This window comes from Xanthomonas sp. NCPPB 2250, from assembly GCF_056725265.1.
This window is the reverse complement of record NZ_CM161520.1, coordinates 3,880,726-3,900,999: the sequence shown is the minus strand read 5'-3', so window position 1 is coordinate 3,900,999 and position 20,274 is coordinate 3,880,726. Positions and strand designations below refer to the sequence as shown.

Annotated in this window: 16 protein-coding genes; 13 read left to right on the top strand and 3 right to left on the bottom strand. The window is 70.1% G+C overall.

Going from position 1 to position 20,274, the window contains the following annotated elements:
- The first annotated feature begins 42 nt into the window (after nucleotides 1–42).
- Nucleotides 43–840: an SDR family NAD(P)-dependent oxidoreductase gene (locus AC1PMG_RS15575; RefSeq protein WP_481109490.1), complete on the top strand. Its 798-nt coding sequence runs from the start codon at nucleotides 43–45 to the stop codon at nucleotides 838–840.
- A 170-nt stretch (nucleotides 841–1,010) separates the two neighbouring features.
- On the opposite strand, the gene AC1PMG_RS15570 is transcribed toward AC1PMG_RS15575, so the two are convergent.
- A complete protein-coding gene (locus AC1PMG_RS15570; RefSeq protein WP_481109489.1) occupies nucleotides 1,011–1,994 on the bottom strand; it encodes a LysR substrate-binding domain-containing protein in 984 nt (327 codons plus the stop codon).
- Nucleotides 1,995–2,147: 153 nt separating this feature from the next.
- On the opposite strand from AC1PMG_RS15570, the gene araD1 reads away from it, so the two are divergent.
- The 8 genes from araD1 (at nucleotide 2,148) to AC1PMG_RS15530 (ending at nucleotide 10,777) form a co-directional block, all read left to right on the top strand.
- Nucleotides 2,148–3,155: an AraD1 family protein gene (gene araD1 / locus AC1PMG_RS15565; protein WP_481109488.1), complete on the top strand. Its 1,008-nt coding sequence runs from the start codon at nucleotides 2,148–2,150 to the stop codon at nucleotides 3,153–3,155.
- Nucleotides 3,156–3,173: 18 nt separating this feature from the next.
- Nucleotides 3,174–4,613 carry an aldehyde dehydrogenase family protein gene (locus tag AC1PMG_RS15560; RefSeq protein WP_481109487.1) on the top strand — a complete coding sequence of 480 codons (1,440 nt, stop codon included), beginning with the start codon at nucleotides 3,174–3,176 and terminating at the stop codon, nucleotides 4,611–4,613.
- Nucleotides 4,614–4,710: 97 nt separating this feature from the next.
- On the top strand, nucleotides 4,711–5,703 hold the full coding sequence (locus AC1PMG_RS15555) for an ABC transporter substrate-binding protein (protein WP_481109486.1): 993 nt from the start codon (nucleotides 4,711–4,713) through the stop codon (nucleotides 5,701–5,703).
- Nucleotides 5,704–5,713: 10 nt separating this feature from the next.
- Entirely contained in the window at nucleotides 5,714–7,225 is a 1,512-nt protein-coding gene (locus AC1PMG_RS15550) for a sugar ABC transporter ATP-binding protein (RefSeq protein ID WP_481109485.1), read from the top strand.
- The gene (locus AC1PMG_RS15545; RefSeq protein ID WP_481109484.1) at nucleotides 7,222–8,277 is read left to right on the top strand and encodes an ABC transporter permease; all 1,056 of its coding nucleotides are present in this window, start codon (nucleotides 7,222–7,224) and stop codon (nucleotides 8,275–8,277) included. The genes AC1PMG_RS15550 and AC1PMG_RS15545 overlap by 4 nt, the downstream gene beginning before the upstream one ends.
- The gene (yjfF, locus tag AC1PMG_RS15540; protein ID WP_481109483.1) at nucleotides 8,274–9,290 is read left to right on the top strand and encodes a galactofuranose ABC transporter, permease protein YjfF; all 1,017 of its coding nucleotides are present in this window, start codon (nucleotides 8,274–8,276) and stop codon (nucleotides 9,288–9,290) included. Before AC1PMG_RS15545 ends, yjfF begins: the two co-directional genes overlap by 4 nt.
- Before the next feature lie 46 nt (nucleotides 9,291–9,336).
- Nucleotides 9,337–9,957 (top strand): glutathione S-transferase family protein, encoded by a 621-nt coding sequence (locus AC1PMG_RS15535; RefSeq protein ID WP_481109482.1) that lies wholly within the window; start codon nucleotides 9,337–9,339, stop codon nucleotides 9,955–9,957.
- A 100-nt stretch (nucleotides 9,958–10,057) separates the two neighbouring features.
- Entirely contained in the window at nucleotides 10,058–10,777 is a 720-nt protein-coding gene (locus AC1PMG_RS15530) for a hypothetical protein (RefSeq protein ID WP_481109481.1), read from the top strand.
- 66 nt (nucleotides 10,778–10,843) lie between these two features.
- On the opposite strand, the gene AC1PMG_RS15525 is transcribed toward AC1PMG_RS15530, so the two are convergent.
- Entirely contained in the window at nucleotides 10,844–12,109 is a 1,266-nt protein-coding gene (locus AC1PMG_RS15525; RefSeq protein ID WP_481109480.1) for a cation:proton antiporter, read from the bottom strand.
- 176 nt (nucleotides 12,110–12,285) lie between these two features.
- Between AC1PMG_RS15525 and AC1PMG_RS15520 the strand changes: the two genes are divergently transcribed.
- From AC1PMG_RS15520 to AC1PMG_RS15505, 4 genes are all read left to right on the top strand, one after another.
- Nucleotides 12,286–13,416 (top strand): dipeptidase, encoded by a 1,131-nt coding sequence (locus tag AC1PMG_RS15520; RefSeq protein WP_481109479.1) that lies wholly within the window; start codon nucleotides 12,286–12,288, stop codon nucleotides 13,414–13,416.
- A gap of 235 nt (nucleotides 13,417–13,651) precedes the next feature.
- Nucleotides 13,652–14,836, top strand: coding sequence for a right-handed parallel beta-helix repeat-containing protein (locus AC1PMG_RS15515; protein WP_342073434.1), 1,185 nt, complete (start codon nucleotides 13,652–13,654; stop codon nucleotides 14,834–14,836).
- 563 nt (nucleotides 14,837–15,399) lie between these two features.
- The gene (gene fusA / locus AC1PMG_RS15510) at nucleotides 15,400–17,463 is read left to right on the top strand and encodes an elongation factor G (protein WP_481109478.1); all 2,064 of its coding nucleotides are present in this window, start codon (nucleotides 15,400–15,402) and stop codon (nucleotides 17,461–17,463) included.
- Nucleotides 17,464–17,749: 286 nt separating this feature from the next.
- Entirely contained in the window at nucleotides 17,750–18,232 is a 483-nt protein-coding gene (locus AC1PMG_RS15505; protein ID WP_481109477.1) for a hypothetical protein, read from the top strand.
- A 311-nt stretch (nucleotides 18,233–18,543) separates the two neighbouring features.
- Here AC1PMG_RS15505 and AC1PMG_RS15500 read toward each other — a convergent pair whose 3' ends face one another.
- The gene (locus AC1PMG_RS15500; protein WP_481109476.1) at nucleotides 18,544–20,133 is read right to left on the bottom strand and encodes an alpha-N-arabinofuranosidase; all 1,590 of its coding nucleotides are present in this window, start codon (nucleotides 20,131–20,133) and stop codon (nucleotides 18,544–18,546) included.
- Between the last annotated feature and the right edge of the window lie 141 nt (nucleotides 20,134–20,274).

Below are 20,274 nucleotides of genomic sequence, written 5' to 3'. Positions count from 1 at the left end.
GTTTTCATATATCGAAATCCTATCCACCTAGAGCGAAACGGCATGGACAACTCGGCAAGCGCAGCGCCTTCCTCCCTCGGCAACGCAACCTACGGCAGCCTGCGCGGGCGCCGCGTCTTCATCACCGGCGGCGGCTCCGGCATCGGCGCCGCGCTGGTCGAGGCCTTCGCCGCGCAGGGCGCGCAGGTGGCCTTCGTCGATGTCGCGGCCGAGGCCAGCGCCGCGCTGGCCGAGCGCCTGGCCGCAGGCGGCCTGACCGCGCCATGGTGGCGCCGCTGCGACGTGACCGACGTGGCCGCGCTGCAGGCGGCGATCGGCGAGGCGGCGGCGGAGCTGGGCGACTTCCACGTGCTGCTCAACAACGTCGGCAGCGACGACCGCCATGCGCTGGACGCGGTGACCCCGGAGTACTGGGAGCGCTGCGTGTCGATCAACCAGCGGGCCGCGTTCTTCGCGATCCAGGCGGTGGTGCCGGGCATGCAGCGGCTGGGCGGCGGTTCCATCGTCAACCTCGGCTCCACCGGCTGGCAGAGCAAGACCGGCGGCTATCCGGTGTACGCCACCGCCAAGTCCTCGGTGAACGGCCTCACCCGCGGCCTGGCGCGCGACCTGGGCGCGGCGCGGATCCGCATCAACGTGCTGACCCCGGGCTGGGTGATGACCGAACGCCAGGTCACCCTGTGGCTGGACGAGGCCGGCGAGCGCGAGCTGGCGCGCAACCAGTGCCTGCCGGACAAGGTGATGCCGGAGGACATCGCGCGCATGGCGCTGTTCCTGGCCTCGGACGAGGCGCGCGCGATCACCGCGCAGGAGTTCGTGGTGGATGGCGGCTGGACCTGAGCCAGGTCCGGCGGCGAGTGGTGTAGGGATGCTCTAGGGGGGGCGTCGGTTTGGATGGGGCCGTCGCGCGCGGGCGTCCGGCTCCATGCGTCGCGGCTGAAGCCGCTCCTACAAACGCTGCACGCCGGTGCGGCAAAGACGTTGTGGGAGGGACTTCAGTCCCGACGCGATCAGCCGTCCGCAGGCAGCGACGGCGCAGTCGCTGCCACGGCGACGCCGTAGACCGCCGCGGCCGCCTCCTGCAGCGCCTGCAGCACGATCCGCGCACCGGGCGACAGCAGCCAGTCGCGGCGGGTGATCAGGCCGAAGGCGTCCATGCGGCAGGACAGCGCCACCGGCACGATCGCCACGCTGCCGTGGTCGGCGAAATGCCGGGCCACGTCCTCCGGCACCACCGCCAGCGCGTCGCCATGGCGCAGCAGCTGCGGCAGCACCACCAGCGCCGAGGTCTCGATCACCCGCTTGGGCGCCTCCAGCCCGGCGTTCTGGAACATCAGTTCGAAGCGGTGGCGCAGCACGCTGCCGTCCGGCGGCACGATCCACGGCGCCTCGGCCAGCACGGCCAGCGTCGGCGCCGGCGCCGCCAGCAGCGGATGGCCGGGGCGGGCGATGGCGCAGACCTTTTCCTCGGCAAGCGCCTGGTAGTGCAGGTGGCGCTTGTCGTGCCGTGCGAACAGCCGCGCCACCACGATGTCCAGCTTGTTCTGCGCCAGTTGCTCCAGCAGCACGTCGCTGCCGTCCACGCGCAGGCTCACCCGCAGCAGCGGATGCTGCGCGCCGACCTGGGCCAGCGCGGACGGCAGCAGGCTCATCGCCGGCCCGGCGATCGCGCCGACGGCCACGCTGCCGGCATAGCCGGCCTTCAGCGCCTCGATCTCGGCGCCGGCCTCGCCGAGGCTGGCCAGGGCGATGCGCGCGTGGCGGATCATCGCCTCGCCGTACCAGGTCGCGCGCATGCCGCGGGGCAGGCGCTCGAACAGCGGCACCGCCAGCATGTCCTCCAGGTCCTTGAGCAACTTGGACGCCGCCGGCTGCGACATGTTCAAGGTTTCGGCGGCGCGGTGGATGTTGCCTTCCTCCTCGATCGCCAGCAGCAGCATCAATTGCCGGGTCTTCAGGCGGGCGCGGACGAACCAGGGCGGGGCGGCAGGCATGGCGCTCACAGAGATACGAATGTTCGTATACGTTAAGCCAAAACCGATATTTGTTGCATATAGGTCGTCCGGCCAGAATAGCGACGAGCGCTTCGCGTCGCGCATGTCCCGCGTCGCGCGCTGCGCGCCCGCATTCCGACAGGCGACCGATGCATGCGATTGATCCAGTTGCTCGATGACGCCGGCACGCCCGGCGTCGGTGTGGTGGAAGACGACGGCCGCCAGGTGCGGCTGCTGCGCGAGGTGGCGTCGACCTATGCGCTGGCCAACGCGGCGCTGGCCGCCGGCACCAGCCTGGAGGCGCAGGCGCAGCAGTTGCGAGGCGAGCGCGTGCTCGACTACGCCGCGCTGCTGGCCGCCGGCCGGGTGCTGCCGCCGTTGACCCACCCGGACCCGGCGCATTGCCGCGTCACCGGCACCGGCCTGACCCACCTTGGCAGCGCCGCCACCCGCGACGCCATGCACCAGAACCTGCAGCAGCAGGCGGCGCAGGGCACGCTCACCGATTCGATGAAGATCTTCCAGCTCGGCGTGGAAGGCGGCATCCCGCGCGACGGCCAGCCCGGCGCGCAGCCGGAATGGTTCTACAAGGGCGACGGCAGCAGCCTGGTCGCGCCGGGCGCGCCGCTGCCGTCGCCGGACTTCGCCCTGGACGGCGGCGAGGAGCCGGAACTGGTCGGGCTGTACGTGATCGGCGCCGACGGCGTGCCGTACCGGCTCGGCTTCGCGCTGGGCAACGAGTTCTCCGACCACGTCACCGAGCGCCAGAACTATCTGTATCTGGCCCATTCCAAGCTGCGCGCCTGCGCGGTCGGCCCGGAACTGCGCTGCGGTGCCTTGCCGCGCGACCTGCGCGGGCACAGCCGCATCCGCCGCGGCGACGCGGTGATCTGGGAGAAGCCCTTCGTCACCGGCGAGGCCAACATGTGCCATTCGCTGGCCAATCTCGAGTACCACCATTTCAAGTACGCCGCGCACCGCGTGCCCGGCGACGTGCACCTGCATTTCTTCGGCACCGCGACGCTGAGCTTCGCCGACGGCGTGCAGGCGCAGCCCGGCGACCGCTTCGAGATCGAACTGCCCGAGTTCGGCGCGGCGCTGGTCAATCCCTTGCAGCGCGTCGACAGCGGATTCGCCCTGGGCGGCGTGCGCGCGCTGTAGAACCGCACGGAGGTAGGCATGACCCGACGTTTCCAGAGCTACATCGACGGCCGCTGGGTGACCGGCGACGCCATCGCCCCCGACGAGAACCCGTCCGACCTGTCGGCACCGGTCGGCGAGGCCGGCGGCGTCGATGCGGCCGCGGTGCGCGAGGCGATCGCTGCGGCCAACGCGGCGCAGTCGGCGTGGGCCGCGAGCACGCCGCAGCAGCGCGCCGACGCGCTGGACGCGGTCGGCAGCGAGATCCTGGCGCGCAAGCAGGAACTGGGCGCGCTGCTGGCCTCGGAAGAGGGCAAGACCTTGCCGGAGAGCATCGGCGAGGCGGCGCGCGCCGGGCAGATCTTCAAGTTCTTCGCCGGCGAGGCCTTGCGCATTCCCGGCGAGACGCTGGCCTCCACCCGGCCCGGGGTCAACGTCGAGATCACCCGCGAGCCGGTCGGCACGGTCGGTATCATCGCGCCGTGGAATTTCCCGCTGGCGATCCCGGCGTGGAAGATCGCACCGGCGCTGGCCTACGGCAACACCGTGGTGTTCAAGCCGGCGGAGATCGTGCCCGGCTGCGCCTGGGCGCTGGCCGAGATCCTCAGCCGCGCCGGTCTGCCCAACGGCGCGTTCAACCTGGTGCTCGGTAGCGGCAGCACGGTCGGCCAGGCGCTGGTCGCCGAGCGCGGCATCGATGCGCTGAGCTTCACCGGCTCGGTGCCCACCGGCAACCGGCTGTTGCGCCAGGCCGCCGAGCGCGGGCTGAAGATCCAGTTGGAGATGGGCGGCAAGAATCCGCTGGTGGTGCTGGCCGATGCCGACCTGGACCTGGCGGCGGAGATCGCGGTCAACGGCGCGTATTTCTCCACCGGCCAGCGCTGCACCGCGTCGAGCCGGCTGATCGTCGAACGCGCGGTGCACGACGACTTCGTCGCACGTGTGCGCACGCGCCTGGCCGCACTGAAGATCGGCCATGCGCTGGAGCCGGGTGTGGATATCGGCCCGGTCGCCAGCGCCAGCCAGTTCGAGCAGGACCGCGACTACCTGCGCATCGCCCGCGAGGAAGGCGCCGAGCTGCTCTACGGCGGCGAGGCGCTGGAGTGCGCGCACCGCGGCTACTACCTGCGCCCGGCGCTGGTCGCAGCACAGCCGCAGCATCGCATCGCCCGCGAGGAGGTGTTCGGCCCGGTCGCCGCGGTGCTGGTGGCCGACGACTACGAGCACGCGCTGGCCTTGGCCAACGACACCGAGTTCGGCCTGTGCGCCGGCATCGCCACGCGCTCGCTGAAGCACGCCACGCATTTCAAGCGGCATGCGCAGGCGGGCATGGTGATGGTTAACCTGCCCACTGCCGGCGTCGACCCGCACGTGCCGTTCGGCGGACGCAAGGCCTCCAGCTACGGCCCGCGCGAGCAGGGCCGGTATGCGGTGGAGTTCTACACCACGGTCAAGACGGCTTACACATCCGCACCATGAACTGATCGAATCAGCGCACGCCGGCCTGGGAGGGTGGGCGGCGCGTCGCGGCCTCCGGGCCCGTCCGCCGCCAGCGTGCCATCAACGAGGAGGGGCTATGCACAAGCACACGTCGGGAATGCGGGCGCTGGGAATCGCGGCACTGCTGGGGATGGCGCTGGCCGCGTGTTCCGGCGGCGGCAAGGACGCGGGCAAGGCGCCCGGGCAACTCACCGTCGGTTTCAGCCAGGTCGGCGCCGAGAGCGAATGGCGCACCGCCAACACCGCCTCGATCAAGCAGGCCGTCGCCGATGCCGGCATGACGCTGAAGTTCTCCGACGCGCAGCAGAAGCAGGAAAACCAGATCAAGGCGCTGCGCTCGTTCATCGCCCAGCGCGTGGACGTGATCGCGTTTTCGCCGGTGGTGGAGTCGGGCTGGGAGACGGTGCTGCGCGAGGCCAAGGCCGCGAAGATCCCGGTGGTGCTGACCGACCGCGCGGTGAAGGTGTCCGACGACAGCCTGTACGTGACCTTGATCGGTTCGGATTTCGTCGAGGAAGGACGCAAGGCGGCGCGCTGGCTGGTCGAGCGCTCGCCGCTGAAGGACGGCGACAAGCCGGTGCGCATCGTCGAACTGCAGGGCACGGTGGGATCGGCGCCGGCGATCGACCGCATGAAGGGCTTCAAGGAGATCCTGGCGGCGCATCCGCGCTTCCAGATCGTGCGCTCGCAGAGCGGCGACTTCACCCGCGCCAAGGGCAAGGAAGTGATGGAGGCGTTCCTGAAGGCGGAAGGGCGCAACATCGACGCGCTCTACGCACACAACGACGACATGGCGATTGGTGCGATCCAGGCGATCGAGGAAGCCGGGCTGAAGCCGGGCAAGGATATCCTGGTGATCTCGGTGGACGGGGTGAAGGGCGCGTTCGAGGCGATGCAGGCCGGCAAGCTCAACGTCACCGTCGAATGCAATCCGCTGCTGGGCCCGCAACTGGTCCAGGCCATCCGCGACCTCAAGGCGGGCAAGCCGCTGCCCAAGCGCATCGTGGTGGAGGAATCGATGTACACCCAGGACCAGGCCGCGGCCGAACTGCCCAAGCGCAAGTACTGAGGCCGCGCGCATGCATCCGCTGGTGCTGGAGGCGCAGGGACTGAGCAAGGCCTATGTCGGCGTGGCCGCGCTGGAGGATGTGGCGCTGCGCCTGCGCGGCGGCGAGATCCACGCGTTGATGGGCCAGAACGGCGCGGGCAAGTCGACGCTGATCAAGTTGCTGACGGGCGTGACCGCCGCCGACGCCGGGCGCATCGCGCTGGACGGCGCCGTCGTCGCCCCGGCCTCGCCGCAGCAGGCGCAACGGCTGGGCATCAGCACCGTGTACCAGGAAGTGAACCTGTGCCCGAACCTGTCGGTGGCCGAGAACCTGTTTGCCGGCCGCTATCCGCTGCGCGGCTGGTCGCGGCGCATCGACTGGCGCCGGGTCGAGCGCGAGGCCGAGGCTGCACTGCAGCGCCTGGGCATCGCCATCGATGTGCGCCGCGCGCTGGGCAGTTATCCGGTGGCGGTGCAGCAGATGGTGGCGATCGCACGTGCGGTCGGCGTCTCGGCGCGGGTGCTGATCCTCGACGAACCCACTTCCAGCCTCGACGAAGGCGAGGTGGCCGAGCTGTTCCGGGTGATGCGCGCGCTGCGCGAGGCCGGCATGGCGATCCTGTTCGTCACCCATTTCCTGGACCAGGTCTACGCGGTGGCCGACCGCATCAGCGTGCTGCGCAATGGCCGCCTGGTCGGCGAATACACGCCCGATGCGCTGCCCGCGCCGCAGTTGGTCGCGACGATGGTCGGGCGCGCGCTCGACCCGGCCAGCGCCGCGGCCGCCGCGGTACGCGCAGCGCCGCCCGAGCACGCTGCGCCGCTGCTGCACGCGCAGGGGCTGGGCCGGCGCGGCCAGTTGCAGCCGGTCGACCTGCAATTGCGCCAAGGCCAGGTGCTGGGCCTGGCCGGCCTGCTCGGCGCCGGCCGCACCGAACTGGCGCGGCTGCTGTTCGGGCTGGACCGTGCCGATCGCGGCCGCGTGACGATCGACGGCCGCGCCGTGGCGCTGCGCGGCCCGCCCGATGCGATCGCCCACGGCCTGGCGCTGTGCCCGGAAGAGCGCAAGACCGAGGGCATCGTCGCCGAACTGTCGGTGCGCGAGAACATCGTGCTGGCGCTGCAGGCGCGCATGGGCCTGCGCCGATTCCTGGCGCCGGCCGAACAGGTGCGCATCGCGCAGGGCTATGTGGACGTGCTGGGGATCAAGACCGCGAGCCTGGAGACGCCGGTGGGGCTGCTGTCCGGCGGCAATCAGCAGAAGGTGGTGCTGGCGCGCTGGCTGGCGACGCGGCCGCGCCTGCTGATCCTCGACGAACCCACCCGCGGCATCGACATCGCCGCCAAGCAGGACATCATGACCCGGATCCTGGCCTTGGCCCGCGAGGGCATGGCGGTGCTGTTCATCTCCGCCGAGGTGGCCGAACTCGCGCGCATCGCCGACCGCATCGCGGTGCTGCGCGAACGCCGCCTGGTCGGCGAACTGCCCGGCGGTTGCGGCGAGCGTGCGATCTTCGACCTCATCGCCGGGAGCGCGGCATGAGCGCCGCCGCCACGCCCGAAGTCGTCGCGCCGCGCTGGCCGGCGCGGCTGCGCGCGCATCCGCTGTTCTGGCCGCTGGCGACGCTGGCGGTGCTGCTGCTCGGCAATGGCCTGTTCGACCCCGGCTTCCTGAGCCTGCAATGGCGCGACGGCCACCTGTACGGCAGCCTGGTCGACATCGGCAACCGTGCCGCGCCGCTGGCGCTGGTGGCGATGGGCATGACCCTGGTGATCGCGGTGCGCGGCCTGGACATCTCGGTTGGCGCGGTGGTGGCGATCGCCGCGACGGTGGCGGCGTGGATGATCGGTGGCGGCGAACACAGCCGCTTCCCGCTGTGGGCGGTGCTGCTGGCGCCGCTGCTGGTGGCGGCGCTGTGCGGGCTGTGGAACGGCCTGCTGGTGATCAAGGTCGGCATGCAGCCGATCATCGCCACGCTGATCCTGATGGTGGCCGGGCGCGGCATCGCGCAACTGATGGGCGACGGACAGATCCTGACCATCTACTACCCGCCGTATTTCTATCTCGGCAACGGCTTCCTGCTCGGCCTGCCGTTCGCCTTGTTCGTGGTCGCGGCGGTGTTCGCGGCCTTGCAACTGTTGCTGGGGCGCACCGCGCTGGGCCTGTTCGTGCGTGCCATCGGCCACAACCCGCGGGCGGCGCGGGTGGCGGGCGTGCGTGCGCGGCTGATCGCGGTGCTGCTGTACGTGTTCTGCGCGTTCAGCGCCGGCCTCGCCGGGTTGCTGATCAGCTCCAACGTCAAGAGTGCCGACGCCAACAACGCCGGGCAGCTGATGGAACTGGACGCGATCCTCGCGGTCACCCTCGGCGGCACGCTGCTCGATGGCGGGCGCTTCAGCCTGGCTGGCAGCGTGATCGGCGCGTTGATCATCCAGACCCTGACCGCGACCATCTACGCCTTCGGCGTGCCGGCGCAGGTCACCATGCTGATCAAGGCGCTGCTGGTGTTCGCGGTGATGCTGCTGCAATCGCCGACCTTCCGCGCGCACCTGCGCGGCTGGATCCGGCGGCCGCCGCCGCAGGTGCGGCCATGAGCGCGGCGGCGCCGCGCGTGGCCGTGCGCAAGGCAGTGGGCCTTCTGCAGGGCGCGCGCCTGCCGCTGGCGATCACCGTGGCGCTGTTCGTGGCCATGCTGGCGGCCGGCGGCGTGCTCTACGACGGCTTCCTGGCGCCGCAGGTGCTAGCCAATCTGCTGATCGACAATGCCTTTCTGTGCATCGCCGCGGTGGGCATGAGCCTGGTGATCCTCAGCGGCGGTATCGACCTGTCGGTGGGCGCGGTGCTGGCCTTCGCCACGGTGCTGTCGGCGTCGCTGGTCGAGCGCCATGGCTGGTCGCCGCTGGCGGCGATTCCGTTGGTGCTGGTGCTCGGCAGCGTGTTCGGTGCCGCAATGGGCCTGCTGATCCAGCGCTATCGCCTGCAGCCGTTCGTGGTGACCCTGGCCGGCATGTTCCTGGCGCGCGGCGCGAGCACGCTGATCAGCGTCGACTCGATTTCGATCACCGACCCGCTGTACACCTCGATCGCGCAGGCGCGGCTGCCGCTGGGCGGTGGCGCGTCGCTGTCGGTCGGTGCGCTGGTCGCGATGGCGATGGTGGCGCTGGGCATGTGGCTGACCCAGTGCACCCGCTTCGGCCGCTGCGTGTACGCGCTCGGCGGCAGCGAGGCCTCGGCGCGGCTGATGGGCCTGCCGGTGGAGGCGACGCAGGTGCGCGTCTACGCCTTCAGCGGTTTCTGCTCGGCGCTGGCCGGCGTGGTGTGCACGTTCTACATGCTGTCCGGCTACAGCCTGCATGCGCAGGGCCTGGAACTGGACGCCATCGCCGCGGTGGTGATCGGCGGCACCCTGCTCGCCGGCGGCAGCGGCTACGTGATCGGCACCTTGTTCGGCGTGCTGATCCTGGGCGCGATCCAGACCCTGATCGTGTTCGACGGCACACTCAGTTCGTGGTGGACGCGCATCGTGATCGGCGGCCTGCTGCTGCTGTTCTGCCTGCTGCAGCGGCTGCTGACCCGGCGCCTGCCACAGGGTGCGGCGAGCGAGTGAGCGGCACGGCGGCGTAGAATTCGGCAACCGCAACCGGAGCGCCGACATGCTGACCATCTGGGGCCGCCACAATTCGAGCAACGTGCGCAAGGTGCTGTGGTGCGCCGAAGAGATCGGCCTGGCCTACACCTCCATCGAGGTCGGCGGCGCGTTCGGCGGCAACGACAAGCCGGCCTATCGCGCGCTCAATCCCAATGGCCTGGTGCCGGCGATCGAGGACGATGGCCTGGCGCTGTGGGAATCCAATGCCATCGTCCGCTACCTGGCCGCGCGCTACGCGCCGGGAACGCTTTATCCGCAGGATCCGGTGCTGCGCGCGCAGGGTGACAAGTGGATGGACTGGACCACCTCGCGCTTCGCCGGCGCCTTCCGCGATCTGTTCTGGGGCGTGCTGCGCACCGCGCCGGAACAGCGCGATGCCGCCAGGATCGCCGCCGCGCTGGAACAATCGGCCGAGCTGTTGCACACCGCCGACGCCGCACTGTCACAACAGCCCTGGCTGTCGGGCGAGCACTTCGCCATGGGCGACATCCCGCTCGGCAGCTTCGCCTATGCCTGGTTTGAGATGCCGATCGAACGCCCCGCGCTGCCGCACCTGCACGCCTGGTACCAGCGTCTGCAGCAGCGCCCGGCCTATCGCAAGGGCGTGATGACGGCGCTGACCTGAGTGCGGCGTTCCCGGCGGGGGAGGGTGCCGTCGCGGCGGTGGCCATGCCCGTCGACGGCTCGCGCGCTCGCTCCCACCTGACGGCAAGGAGCCGCCACCCGTGATCGAACCTCCCAAGATCGTGCTCTGCATTCCCGGCCCATGGCCGGATCGCGCGGACCTGCTCGCGCGCATCGTCCAGGACAGTGGTGGCTACCTGTTCGCCGGGCAGGTGCTGATGCACATGGACAGCGGCCAGGCGTGCGAACTGCAGTACGAGCCGCACGATGCGCGCATGGCCGCCGCGTTCGCCGCCGCCGGGCCGCACTGGCGCGGCTCGGCCGACATGGCGCGCATCGGCACGCATGCGTCCGTCGTCTACCTGATCGGTGCCGGCGGCTCGCGGGTGCGTGCGGAGACGATGATGCGCGCGGCCGCGGCGTTGCTGGACGCCGGCGGCCTGGGGGTGAAGGTGGAAAGCAGCGGCGTCGCCCACAGCCCCGCCGACTGGCGGCAACTGTGCGCGGACCTGTCGCTGGGCAGCGCCCACCGCGCCTATGTGCTGAATATCACCGGCGAGCAGGTCCACTCCTGCGGCATGCACCAGTTCGGCATGAAGGACGCGATCGTCGCGGCGCAGGCAGCATCCGACCCGGTCGGCCTGCTGCACACCTTCACCTGCTACCTGTTCAACGAGGCGCCCGACGTGCGTGAGGGCCATACCTTCTCGGTCGCGGCGGATGCGCCGCGCTACCGGCTCCAGGCCGAGCCTTGTACCCAGTTCCAGTCCGGCGACCTGTTTGCCAATCCCTATGGACTGTGGCGGCTGACGCCGCTGTGACCGCGCGTTTCTTCGCGCATCCGTGTACGCCGAGTCGGCGCCGCTGTCGTCGAACGCCTGCGTGCGTCAGGGGCGTCCGCCCGCCACCGCCGGCAGCGCGTCGCCGCCCGCGCGGCGCATCACCCAGTTGAACAGAGGGGTGGCCATCAGCGTGGAGGTGATGGCCATCAGCACCAGGATCGAGAACAGGCCCTGTTCGATCACCCCGGCCTGCAGGCCGATATTGATGATGATCAGCTCCATCAGCCCGCGCGCGTTCATCAGCGCGCCGATCGCCATCGCATTGCGGTTGTTCTCGCCGCTGATCCGTGCCGCCGCCCAGCAGGCGATGCCCTTGCCCAGGAACGAAGCCAGCAGTACCGCGCCGGCGGCCAGCAGGATCTGCGGGTCCAGCAGCACGCTCAGCTCGGTCTTGAGCCCGGAGAAGGTGAAGAACATCGGCAGCAGGAACACCACCACGAACGGCTGCAACTGCTCGCGCAGCTTCTCGGTCAACGCGCCCTTGGGCAGGCAGGCGCCGAGCAGGAAGCCGCCGAACACCGCGTGGATGCCGATCGCGTCCATCGCCCAGGCGCTGACGCAGAACAGCATCAGCACCACCGCCAGCACCCCGGCGCTCAGCGGCTGGTCGGGGCGCACGTGGTCGGCCAGGCGGCGCAGCCAGTGGCGGCCGACCAGCAGCATGAACAGCGCGTAGCCCACGCCGCCGCCGATTGCCAGATAGGCGCTGCCCCAACTGCCGCCGAAGCTGGCCAGCACCACCGCGAGGATGCACCAGGCCGCGGCGTCGTCGACCGCGCCGGCGGTCAACGCCAGCGTGCCCAGCGGGCTGCCGGTGAGGCCGCGCTCGTGGATGATCCGCGCCAGCATCGGGAAGGCGGTGATGGCGATGGCCGCGCCCAGGAACAGCGAGGCCTCCAGCAGCTTGGCCTTGGCCGAGAACAGCCCCGGCACGTGCAGCAGCCATGGCGCCAGCACGAAGGCGAGCACGAACGGCACGGCGATGCCGGCCAGCGACACGCCCATCGCGCTGCGGTAGCGCGTGCGGAAGTGCTCGCCGCGGAAATCGGTGCCGACCAGGAACATGTACAGGCCCACGCCGAATTGCGCGGCCACGTACAGCATGTCCAGGGTCGGCTTGGGGAACAGCGCCTGCTGCAGCTCCGGCAGCAGCGCGCCGAACAGCGACGGCCCCAGCGCCACGCCGGCGATCATCTCGCCGACCACCTGCGGCTGGCCCAGGCGCCTGGCCAGCAGGCCGACCAGGCGGCACACCAGCAGGATCACCGCCGCCTGCAGGAAGAAATACACCGACATCTGCGGGGTGGTCATGGGCGGCCGTCCTGGAAGTGTCGGCGGATGATAGGAGGCCGGGGCGACGAAATCCATGCGGCCACGCCTCGCATGGTGGGGCGGGGCGCGTTTGCGGTATGGTGCCTGGCGCGCGCATGGCGCAGGCCGTACACGCATGCGGGCCGACACCGCAGGACGCACCGGGGAGCGAAGCGATGAGCAAGGGATGGACGCGGCGACAATGCCTGGGCGCCGCTGCCGCAGGCGCAGTGGCCGGCGTGCTGCCCGGGGCCGCCATCGCGGGCGGCGCCGCTGCCGCTGCGCACGATGCCGACGCGCTGTACCGGCGTGCGCTGGTGCTCGATGCCAACGCCCTGGCCTCGATCGGGCAGGTATTCGATGGCCCGGATGCACCGCAGCTGTTGCAGCAATTGCGCGACTCGGGCGTGTCCGCGCTGAAGACCACACTGGGCGGTGCGTCCGGCGACTTCGAGACCGCCGTGCAGGACATCGCCGCCGCGCAGGCGCTGGTCGAGCGTTATCCCGAGCATTTCTTCAAGGTGCTGCAGCCGGCCGACCTGCGCCGCGCCAAGCGCGAGGGACGCGTCGCGCTGATCTTCTCCTTCGAGTCGGCAGCGATGCTGGAGGACAAGCCCGCGCGCATCGACCTGTTCCGCCAGCTCGGGGTACGGGTCATGCAACTGACCTACAACCGCACCACGCCGTTCGGCGTGGGCTGCCTGGACGGCGACACGGGCGGTGTCACCGCGCTCGGCCGCGACGCCATCGCGCGCATGAACCGGCTCGGCGTGGCGCTGGATCTCAGCCATTGCAACCTGCAGACCACCCGCGACGGCATCGCCCTGTCGCAACGCCCGCCGGTCATCACCCATGCCGGCTGCGCCGCGGTGTTCGCGCATCCGCGCAACAAGCAGGACGCCGAACTGCGCGCGCTGGCCGACAAGGGCGGAGTGATGGGCGTGTACATGCTGCCGTTCCTGACCGAGGACAGCCGCCAACCGCAGCTGGCCGACTACATGCGCCATCTGCAGCACGCACTGGACGTGTGCGGCGAGGACCATGTCGGCATCGGCACCGATTCGCTGTTCTTCCCGATCACCGAGCAGGACCGGCGCGCTTTCGAGGAAGACCTGGTGCAGCGCCGTCGCGACGGCATCGGCGCCCCGGGCGAGAACCGTCTGCCCTACCTGCCCGACGCCAATACCCCGCGCAAGCTCGAACGCGTCGCCGACGCGCTGCTGCGCCAGGGCTACGCCGCCCGTGTCGCCGACAAGGTGCTGGGCCTGAACTTCGCGCGGGTGTTCGGCGAGATCTGGAGCGTGTGACGCTGTCGGGCCAGGGGGGGGCGCAGCGGGCTGTCCGGCGCAATCGCGATTGCGTTCGCTGACGGGTGCCGGCTGAAACTTTTTTCGGGTCAGATGCGATGCCGCCCATGCGGCGTTTCGCCAACCCGCTTCTTCACCAAAACGAGAGATGGACATGCAACAGCATTCGGATGGACAGCGTCCTGCGGCGGGAATGTCGCGCCGTGATTTTTCCCGCTTCGTGGGACTGGGCGGCATGGCCGGAGTCGCGGCGCTCGCCGGCGTGGACGTGGCCGGCGCCAACACCAGCACCACGCAGGCGGCGGCGCCTTCTCCCATCGTCAACGTCAAGGATTTCGGCGCGGTCGGCGATGGCGCGACCAACGACCAGCCCGCGATCCAGGCGGCCCTGGACAGCGTGGGCACCAACGGTGGCTACGTGTTTTTCCCCGCCGGTTCCTATCGGGTCGACTTTCCGCTGTTCGTGAAGAGCAAGGTCAATAGTGCGGCGGGTTTCGTGGTGGCCGGCTCCGGGCAGAACTGCGCCATTCGCGCCGGCGACAACTTCCCGGCCAACGTGGCCCTGGTCTATGTGCTCGGCGGCAACGCCGCGTTGTTCGACCTGGGACTGGATGGCATGAACCGCGCGCAGAACGGCGTGGAATACGCCTACTCCGCGCCGGATCGCCCGGACGACCGTACCATCCTGATCCGTGGCGTGGCGTTCTCGCGCTTCCTGTCCAACGGCTTCCACTGCGTTGGCGGCGAGGGCTATCAGATCCGCGAATGCTTCTTCAATTCCATCGGCGACTACGCGGTCTACAACCGCGACGGCGGCATCAACTCGTTCGTCGAGGGCAATTACATGCTTGGCTGCGGGGGCGTCTATCTGGGGTCCACGTCGGCGCAGCCGGAGGGCGTCAGGATCGTCAACAATTCCATTCTCGCCTCCGCCGGTGCGGGCATCGGCGTCTACGTCGACCACGGCCTGGAGATCAACATCTCGCACAACGTGATCGACCAGGTCAAGGTGGCCTCGGTGCAGATCACCAACAACAGTTCCTACGTCAAATGCATCGGCAACTGGCTGTCGGGGCCGCCCGGCACGGTGGTGTGCTCGCTGAGCCAGGATGCCAACTCGATCACTTTCGCCGACAACACCTTCGAGGGCGGCGATTTCCAGTTGTCCGTGGTCTCCGACACCGTCGGCCGCATCCACGACATCACCGTCCACAACAACATCTTCAACAACACACGCGACACGGCGATGTTTTTCAACAACATTTCCAGGGTCAGCATCATCGGCAACCATTGCCGCTCGAGCGGCAAGGAATCCTTGTTCTGGGGCGGCGGCCAGTACGGCGTGGCGATGGGCAACGTGCTCTGGAAGGGCCCGAACGCCGCGGCCGGGTTGGTACAGAACACCAACATCGGCTGGTGATGCGTGCGTCGCGTCGGTGCCGGCAGAGGCATCTGCCGCATCGGCGCGGCGATCGGGGGCGGCGCGACTGACCGGAAGGTGCCGCCCCATGGTGCCGCGTGGGCGTGCACGGCAGTGCGCTTCTGTACCTTCGGCAGTCCATCCATGCTCCCCAGCGTTGCACGCAGCGCTTCTGACCGTTCCAGCGGCACCGCGCCGCCCGCATTGACCGGGCCCTCGCACAGGTCCAGACTTGCGGCCACATTTCCACCCGAACGTCCACGCCGCCATGGCCCACGCACCGCTGCTGATATTGCCCAACGCCCTGCGCGTCAGCGCAGGCCGGGTGCGCCTGCCTGAAGGAGTGGTCGAAGCCGTGCGCTAACGCCGGCCATCGCCGATCCGCCGCAGACAAGCACCCGATGGGTGCTTTTTTATTGCCTGTTTTTCGCTGTTCCACCGTTCCGACACGCCAAGGAGAACGTGCCATGCACTACGCCGCCGAACCCGAAACCTAGCCGCATGCCCGCCTCGCCAACCGGGGCATGCGGCGTCCCCAGTGTTGGCAATGCGGAATCTCTCTCATGAACACGAACACCCTTTCCCGCTGGCGCAATCTCGGCATCATCGCCCACATCGACGCCGGCAAGACCACCCTCACCGAACGCCTGTTGTGGGCCGCCGGTGCGACCCATCGTGTGGGCGAAGTCCACGACGGTGCCGCCACCACCGATTTCTCGGACATCGAACGCGCGCGCGGCATCAGCATCGGTGCGGCCGCGGTGCAGGTGCAGTGGGCGCCGCGCGAGCAGCCGGCGCATCGCCTGACCCTGATCGACACTCCCGGACACATCGATTTCGCGATCGAGGTGGAACGTTCGCTGCGCGTGCTCGACGGCGCGGTCGCGGTGTTCTCCGCGGTCGACGGCGTGCAGCCGCAGTCGGAAACCGTGTGGCGGCAAGCGCGTCGCCACGGCGTGCCGATGCTCGCGTTCGTCAACAAGATGGACCGCGCCGGCGCCTCGTTCGACGGCGTGCTGGCGCAGTTGCGCAGCAAGCTCGATGCGACGGTCTGGGCGGTCGGCGTACCGGTGCCGGGCGACTCCGGCTTCGACGGCTGGAGCGATCTGGTCGGCGGCCGCCTGCTGACCTGGGACGACGAGGGGCACCTGCACGCGCGCGCCTGGCAGGCCGAGGAGGCGGCCGCGTTCGCGGACGCACGCGAGCAGTTGATCGCCGCGGTGGCCGAGCACGACGAGGCGCTGGCGCAGGCCTATCTTGAGGAACGCGCGATCGACGCCGAATTGCTGCGCGCCGCCGTGCGCCGGGCCACCCTGGCCGGCGCCGGCGTGCCGGTGCTGGCCGGCTCGGCGTTCAAGCGCAAGGGCATCGAGCCGTTGCTGGACGCGATCGTCGACTGGCTGCCGTCGCCGCTGGACCGCCCGCCGGTCGCCGCCCGGGCCGACACGGACACCGATGTCGGTGCCGGGGACGGACCCGACACCTTGCTGGCGCCGGATCCGTCCGGTCCGTTGGCGGCGCTGGTGTTCAAGTTCGCGCATACCGCGCAGGGGCCGCTGGCGTTCGTGCGCGTGTATTCGGGCACCTTGCGCGTCGGCGACACGGTGTGGACCTCGCATGCGCGGCGTCCGCGCCGGATCGGGCGGCTGGCGGTGGTGCAGGCGCAGCGCACCCACGACGTGGCGCAGGCGCAGGCCGGCGAGATCGTCGCCGTGCTTGGCTGGAAGGACGCGGTCAGCGGTGAGACGCTCAGTGGCGTGCAGGCGCGGTGGGTGCTGGAACGCATCCGCACGCAACCGCCGGTGCTGGCGTGGCGGCTCGGCGCGGCCAATGCGGCCGACCTGGTGCGGCTGGGCCAGGGCCTGGCGCGGTTGGCGCAGGAGGATCCGTCCTTCCGCGTCGACAGCGATCCGGAGACCGGCGAAGCGGTGATCTGGGGCATGGGCGAGCTGCACCTGGAGGTGATGGTGGAGCGCTTGCGCAGCGAGTGGCACGTGGACGTGCGCACCGGCGCGCCGCGCGTGGCCTACCAGGAAACGCCGCGCACGGCTGCGCTGGGCGTGGCGGCGCGGCTGTCCAAGCAGAACGGCGGCCAGGGCCAGTTCGCGCAGGTGGTGCTGGATGTGCTGCCGCGCGCGGACGGTGCGGTCACCTTCGTCGACCGAAGTCGCGGCGGGGTGGTGCCGAAGGCCTTCGTCGCCGCCACCGAGAAGGGTGCGCGTGCGGCGCTGGCGCAAGGCCCGCTCGGCCATCCGGTGGTCGGCGTGGAGGTGGTGCTGGTCGATGGCCAGGCGCATGCGGTGGATTCGTCGGACCTGGCGTTCCAGCGCGCGGCTTCCGACGCGGTGAAGGCGGCGCTGGCGCAGGCCGGCACGTTGCTGCTGGAGCCGATGATGGCGGTGGCGATCGATGCGCCTGCGCACAGCGTCGGCGACGTGCTCGGCGATCTGCAGCGGCGCGAAGGACGCGTCGTGGCGATCGAAGAGCGCGGCTCCCGTGCCGAGGTGGTCGCGCAGGCGCCATTGGCGCAACTGCAGGCCTATGCCACCGCGTTGCGTTCGCTGACCCAGGGACGGGCATCGGCGAGCATGACCTTCGATGGCTATGCGCCGGTCAAGGCCGCGTGAGCCGCATTGCCATCTGGCGATGCGGCAGGAGGACGAGGAGCCGGTTCGCCGGCTCCTCTTTTTTTGCGCGCGGATTTTCTCGCGGCGGCGACAAGGCGGCGCACTCGCCAATGGGGGGCGTTGGTGTTCTGGATCCGCATGGGCCACGCGGCCATTGCGTTTGCTTTGTGTCGTCCGATTTGCCTGACGACGGCCTGCGACGGTGCGTTCGCCATGCCGATGCCTGGTGCTTGCGTCGACGCCGCGATCCAGGCTTCATAGCCGGCCCCGATTGCCGGAGCCGCCCATGCATCGCCGTCTTGCCCTCCTGACTCTGCTTGCCCTGCCGCCGGCGCTCGCCGCGGCGCAGCCGCCGGCATGTGCGACGCCGCTGCAGATGGCCGAACGCCTGTACAAGGCGCGCGATTTCTACTGGCAGCCGCAGAACCTGGACGGCTTGCTGACGCCGGCCTTCGCGCACGCGTTGCAGGCCGACCAGCGCTGCGCCGCACGCGAGGGCGTGTGCCGGCTGGACTTCGATCCGTGGACCAGCGCGCAGGACGGCGAGATCCAGGGCGCGCCGAACTTCACCCTGGTCTCGGGCGGTTCGCAGGCCACCGTGGTGGAAGTGCGGATGGACTACCGGCTCGCGCTCGGCGGCCGCGCGGCGCGGGCGCGCTCGGTCAAGATCGAGTTGCAGCGCCGCGGCAACGGTTGCTGGGCGGTCAGTGACTTGGTCGCACCGGACGGGCAGTCGCTGTTTGCGCTGCTGACCGATTCGGAGGACTAGCGCGGAGGAGGTCGCGCCGCCCAGGACTCCAGCCCTCTGGTGGGAGCGGGGCGAGTGCGCCGTGCGCATGTGAGCAGTTCGCCCTCACTGGCAGGGAGGTGAGGCATGCGTTGGCAGGTAGCTCTCCCTCGCGTGCGCCTTCGAGCGGGGGCTTGGGACTGGGATGGATGTGCGGCGCGGACCGACCCTCACCCCAACCCCTCTCCCGGGGAGAGAGGGGCTAGGAGCGCGCACCGCAGTGTGCGTCGCCGCATGCATCCTGGGTCTGCTGCGCGCCCCAACAGGGGAGGGGCGCTGTAACGGCCTTGGGGCTACTGCAGCTTCAACATCACGATCGCCTTGGCCGGCAGCGCCACCTGCAGCGTGTCGCCCTGCACGCGGGCGCCGGCGAAGGCGGCCGGGCGCACCGCCTGCGGCTGCGCGAAGGTGTTGAGCGCGTCGATGGTCGGTGCGGTCAGGATCTGCCCGTCGACGCCGCGCGCCTGCACCCCATCAACCTGGACCGCGACGTCGGCGCTGCGGTTCGGGTCCAGATTGGTCAGCGCCACGTACACGTGCCCGTCCTTCGCCCGCACCGCCGAGCCGTGCACCGCCGGCACCGTGTAGCCGGCATGCCGGTAGTCCGGCGTGCTGATCTGCAGCGGCAGCGCGGTCGCGTCCTGGTAGGGCTTGTACAGCATGAAGACGTGATAGGTCGGCGTGAGCAGCATCCTGTCGCCGTCGGTGAGGATCATCGCCTGCAGCACGTTGACCATCTGCGCGATGTTGGCCATGCGCACGCGGTCGGCATGCTGGACGAAGATGTCCAGGTTGAGCGACGCCACCAGCGCATCGCGCAAGGTGTTCTGCTGGTGCAGGAAACCCGGGTTCACGTCGGGCAGGCCCTTGTACCAGGTGCCCCATTCGTCGACGACCAGCGCGACCTTCCTGTCCGGGTCGTACTTGTCCATGATCGCGCTGTGCTTGCTGATCAACTCGTCCATCCGCAGCGTGCGCGACAGCGTTTCGATCCACGCCGCCTCGTCGAAGCTGGTGGAGGAGGCGCGCGGCGGCCAGCCGCCGGGCACGGTGTAGTAATGCAGGCTCAGGCCGTCCATGAACTTGCTGGCCTCGCGCATCATCACCTCGGTCCAGTGGTAGTCGTCTTCGTTCGGGCCGGGCGCGATCTTGAGGATCTTCTGGTCGGCCGGCGCCTTGACGAAGGTCTGGTAACGGCGGAACACGTCGGCGGCGTATTCGGCGCGCATGTTGCCGCCGCATCCCCACAGTTCGTTGCCGACGCCGAAGAACGGCACCTTCCACGGGGCCTGGCGGCCGTTGCGGCGGCGCTGTTCGGCCAGGGTCGAGCGCGTGGGCGCGGTCATGTACTCCACCCACTGCGCCATCTCGTCCGGCGCCGCGTCGCCGACATTGCCGGCCACGTACGCCTCCGTGCCGAGCAGTTCGGTCAAGTCCATGAACTCGTGGGTGCCGAAGCTGTTGGGTTCCTCCACGCCGCCCCAGTGGGTGTTGACGCTGGTCGGGCGCTGGTTGCGCGGACCGACGCCGTCGCGCCAGTGGTATTCGTCGGCGAAGCAGCCGCCGGGCCAGCGGATGTCCGGCACGTCCAGCGCCTTCAGCGCGGCGACCACGTCGTTGCGGTAGCCGCGGGTGTTGGGGATCTTCGAGTCCGGGCCGACCCAGACGCCGCCGTAGATGCCATTGCCCAGGTGCTCGGCGAACTGCCCGAACAGGTGGCGCGACACCGCGGCGCCGGGGCGGTCGGCACGCAGCGTGCCGCGCACCTCGACGTCGGCGGCCTGCGCCAGTGTGGCGGCCAGTGCCAGGCCGAGCGTCGCGGCGATCAGCGGCAGCCGCCGCCAGGGTGCCGCACGCTGCTGCAGGAAACGGGGCGAACGCATCGGGAGCTCCTCCTTGTCGGGTAGGGCGGCGCCGTCGCCAGCGCCGCGTGGGAGTGACGGCCGGCGCGCGGCCTTGGCCATGAAGCCCAGGCGCTGCCGTATCCGGGGCGCGCACCCCCCGGCACGATCGCTTCCGTGCCT

Bases quoted from the DNA above. Each gene is read 5' to 3' on its own strand.
- AC1PMG_RS15545 (WP_481109484.1), top strand. From the start codon at position 7,222: ATGAGCGCCGCCGCCACGCCCGAAGTCGTCGCGCCGCGCTGGCCGGCG.
- AC1PMG_RS15535 (WP_481109482.1), top strand. From the start codon at position 9,337: ATGCTGACCATCTGGGGCCGCCACAATTCGAGCAACGTGCGCAAGGTG.
- AC1PMG_RS15575 (WP_481109490.1), top strand. From the start codon at position 43: ATGGACAACTCGGCAAGCGCAGCGCCTTCCTCCCTCGGCAACGCAACC.
- fusA (WP_481109478.1), top strand. From the start codon at position 15,400: ATGAACACGAACACCCTTTCCCGCTGGCGCAATCTCGGCATCATCGCC.
- AC1PMG_RS15520 (WP_481109479.1), top strand. From the start codon at position 12,286: ATGAGCAAGGGATGGACGCGGCGACAATGCCTGGGCGCCGCTGCCGCA.
- AC1PMG_RS15555 (WP_481109486.1), top strand. From the start codon at position 4,711: ATGCACAAGCACACGTCGGGAATGCGGGCGCTGGGAATCGCGGCACTG.
- AC1PMG_RS15515 (WP_342073434.1), top strand. From the start codon at position 13,652: ATGGCCGGAGTCGCGGCGCTCGCCGGCGTGGACGTGGCCGGCGCCAAC.
- araD1 (WP_481109488.1), top strand. From the start codon at position 2,148: ATGCGATTGATCCAGTTGCTCGATGACGCCGGCACGCCCGGCGTCGGT.
- AC1PMG_RS15525 (WP_481109480.1), bottom strand. From the start codon at position 12,109: ATGACCACCCCGCAGATGTCGGTGTATTTCTTCCTGCAGGCGGCGGTG.
- AC1PMG_RS15550 (WP_481109485.1), top strand. From the start codon at position 5,714: ATGCATCCGCTGGTGCTGGAGGCGCAGGGACTGAGCAAGGCCTATGTC.
- yjfF (WP_481109483.1), top strand. From the start codon at position 8,274: ATGAGCGCGGCGGCGCCGCGCGTGGCCGTGCGCAAGGCAGTGGGCCTT.
- AC1PMG_RS15570 (WP_481109489.1), bottom strand. From the start codon at position 1,994: ATGCCTGCCGCCCCGCCCTGGTTCGTCCGCGCCCGCCTGAAGACCCGG.
- AC1PMG_RS15500 (WP_481109476.1), bottom strand. From the start codon at position 20,133: ATGCGTTCGCCCCGTTTCCTGCAGCAGCGTGCGGCACCCTGGCGGCGG.
- AC1PMG_RS15560 (WP_481109487.1), top strand. From the start codon at position 3,174: ATGACCCGACGTTTCCAGAGCTACATCGACGGCCGCTGGGTGACCGGC.
- AC1PMG_RS15505 (WP_481109477.1), top strand. From the start codon at position 17,750: ATGCATCGCCGTCTTGCCCTCCTGACTCTGCTTGCCCTGCCGCCGGCG.